Consider the following 2,466-nt stretch of genomic DNA (forward strand, 5'->3'; position numbering starts at 1 on the left):
CTTCGGTATCGCCGAGCGCCTTTTCAGCCAGCCGCAGACGGCCATCGAGCGAGCCGATGCGCTCGTCCCGGGTCCGTTCGATGTCGGCTACGCTGGTGTAGGACTGCAGCAGATAATGGTCGTAGGCGAGTGCCTGTTCGTGCTCGCGCTGAGTGCGGGCTTCAGCTTCGACCTGAGCCGCCGATTTCTGCGCCGGCAGCACTTTCTGGGTGATGCCGCGCGGGTCGACCAGCTCACGCTGACGCCGCACTTCGGACGGCGGCACCGCATCGCCGCAGATGCGCTGGCCGGCGTCGTTCTTCCAGCACTGCACGGTAGCCGCCTGCAGCGATAGCCAGGGCGCAGCCAATCCCGCCAGCAGCAGCCCGATCAGCAGGCCGCGCGGCTCAGGCCACGCCATAGCGCTGCTGGTAATCGGCAATTGCAGCCACCACTTCGGCTCGTCCACCTTGTTCATGCAGGTAGCCGAGCAAGTCCTGGACCGTGACCAGCGACACCACTTCAAACCCCGTTTTCTCGACCAGTTCGGCCACGGCCGAGCGACCATTGGCGCCCACTTCCTGACGATCCAGGGCAGTTATGGCCAAAACGGGGCGGGCACCGGCACGGCTCAGCAGTGCATGCGATTCGCGCAGCGCGGTGCCGGCGGTGAGCACGTCGTCGACCACCACGACCCGCTGGCCGGCGACATCGGCGCCCACCAGCACCCCGCCCTCGCCGTGGTCCTTGGCTTCCTTGCGGTTGTAGGCGAACGGCAGGTCGCGGCCGCTGAGTTCGGCGTAGGCGATGCTGACCGCCGCCGCCAGCGGAATGCCCTTGTAGGCCGGGCCGAACAGCAGATCGAACTCGACGCCGTGGGCGATCAGCGCTTCGGCGTAAGCCTTGCCGAGATCGCGCAGCGCGGCACCCGAGGAGATGCGGCCGAGGTTGAAGAAGTAAGGGCTGACTCGGCCGGACTTGAGAGTGAAGCTGCCGAACTTCAGCACTTCGGCCTTCAGGGCGAGATCGAGAAAGGTGGTCTGGTACGGCTTCATGCGGGGTCCGGTTTCAGGCGGCGATGGGCCGAAAGTTTCGCACAAGCGCCCGGCGAGGCTGCGCTAGCATGACGCGGACTCCTCCTCCGACCGCCTCGCCTTTCCGCCATGCGCATCATCTCGATCAACACCAACGGCATCCGTTCCGCCGCCAAGAAAGGCCTGTTCGACTGGCTGAAAACCGTCGATGCCGATTACGTCTGCATTCAGGAAACCAAGGCGCAGATCGAGGACCTGGCTGGTGACGATACTTTCGCGCCGGCCGGCTATTTCGCGCATTTCCGCAGCGCCGTGAAGAAGGGCTACGCGGGTGTGGCGATCTATTCGAAGCAGGAGCCGGATGCCGTGCTGGACACGCTCGGTGTAGCGGAATTCGATGACGAAGGCCGCTATCTGGAACTGCGCCACGGCAATTTGTCGGTGGTGTCGCTGTATCTGCCATCGGGCTCATCCGGCCCGGAGCGCCAGGCTTCGAAAGACCGCTTCCTCGCGTACTTCCTGCCGAAGCTGCGCGAATGGAAAGCCAGCGGCCGGGACTACGTGATCTGCGGCGACTGGAACATCGCCCACACCAAGATCGACATCAAGAACTGGCGCTCCAACCAGAAGAACTCCGGCTTCCTGCCGCACGAGCGCGCCTGGCTTGACGAGCTGTTCGGCGCCCTGCCCGACGGGCTCGGTTGGGTCGACGGCTTCCGCTCGCTGCATCCGGAAATGGAAGGCGAGGCTTACAGCTGGTGGTCGAACCGCGGCAACGCTTATGCGAACAACGTCGGTTGGCGCATCGATTACCAGATCGTCACGCCGGCGATGGCCGCGAAGATCACCGCCGCGCACATCTACAAGGGCGTGAAGTTCTCCGACCACGCGCCGGTGGTCATCGACTACGCCGACTGATTCGGTCTTGCCGATTCGGCATTGGCGCGCTCGTTGTCGGCGATCGAGCTGTCGATCAGGCCGGCGCGCCACATCCACGCGAACAGGAAGACGCCGGGCAACGCGATCAACGTGGTCAGCACGTAGAACTCGACGTAACCAAACGCTTCGATCATCGCTCCGGCCGTCGAACCGGTCAGCACGCGGCCGACAATCGATGCGGCAGCCGACAGCAGTGCGAACTGCGTCGCGGTGAAATTCAGCGAACACAGTGCCGACAGGTAGGCAACGATCACCACGCCGCCGATGCCGCTGGCGATGTTCTCGAAGCCGATCGTGAAGGCCAGGAACCAGGGGCTGTGGCCGATCGCGGCAAGGGCTGCAAAGCTCAGGTTCGACACCGCCATCAGCACCAGCGCGATCAGCACCGAGCGCTTGAGGCCGAGCCGCGCATAGAGAATGCCGCCGATGAAGATGCCGATCAGATAAGCGATGAAGCCGAAGCCGACGTCGTACTTGGCGATCTCGTCGTTGGTGAACTGCAGATCGTTGAGCA

Annotated in this window: 3 protein-coding genes and 1 pseudogene; 1 reads left to right on the plus strand and 3 read right to left on the minus strand. The window is 64.1% G+C overall.

All coding sequences use genetic code 11. The annotated features are described in order from the left end of the window. Both QZY06_RS19440 and pyrE read right to left on the minus strand, forming a co-directional pair. A pseudogene (locus QZY06_RS19440) lies at nt 1–400 on the minus strand (hypothetical protein); the annotation flags it as partial. Beyond that, a complete protein-coding gene (pyrE, locus tag QZY06_RS19445; protein WP_295687242.1) occupies nt 387–1,034 on the minus strand; it encodes an orotate phosphoribosyltransferase in 648 nt (215 codons plus the stop codon). The gene pyrE and the pseudogene QZY06_RS19440, both read right to left, overlap by 14 nt. A gap of 108 nt (nt 1,035–1,142) precedes the next feature. On the opposite strand from pyrE, the gene QZY06_RS19450 reads away from it, so the two are divergent. Continuing rightward, nucleotides 1,143–1,931 (plus strand): exodeoxyribonuclease III, encoded by a 789-nt coding sequence (locus QZY06_RS19450; protein ID WP_295687246.1) that lies wholly within the window; start codon nt 1,143–1,145, stop codon nt 1,929–1,931. Here the strand turns inward: QZY06_RS19450 and QZY06_RS19455 are convergent. Then, nucleotides 1,919–2,466, minus strand: a 548-nt coding sequence (locus QZY06_RS19455) for an MFS transporter (RefSeq protein ID WP_295687249.1), incomplete at its 5' end; no start/stop codon positions are given. The two genes, QZY06_RS19450 and QZY06_RS19455, sit on opposite strands and share 13 nt — an antisense overlap.

Origin of the sequence: uncultured Nevskia sp., from assembly GCF_903885465.1 — a bacterium.
GTDB lineage: Bacteria > Pseudomonadota > Gammaproteobacteria > Nevskiales > Nevskiaceae > Nevskia.

Bases quoted from the DNA above. Each gene is read 5' to 3' on its own strand.
- pyrE (WP_295687242.1), bottom strand. From the start codon at position 1,034: ATGAAGCCGTACCAGACCACCTTTCTCGATCTCGCCCTGAAGGCCGAA.
- QZY06_RS19450 (WP_295687246.1), top strand. From the start codon at position 1,143: ATGCGCATCATCTCGATCAACACCAACGGCATCCGTTCCGCCGCCAAG.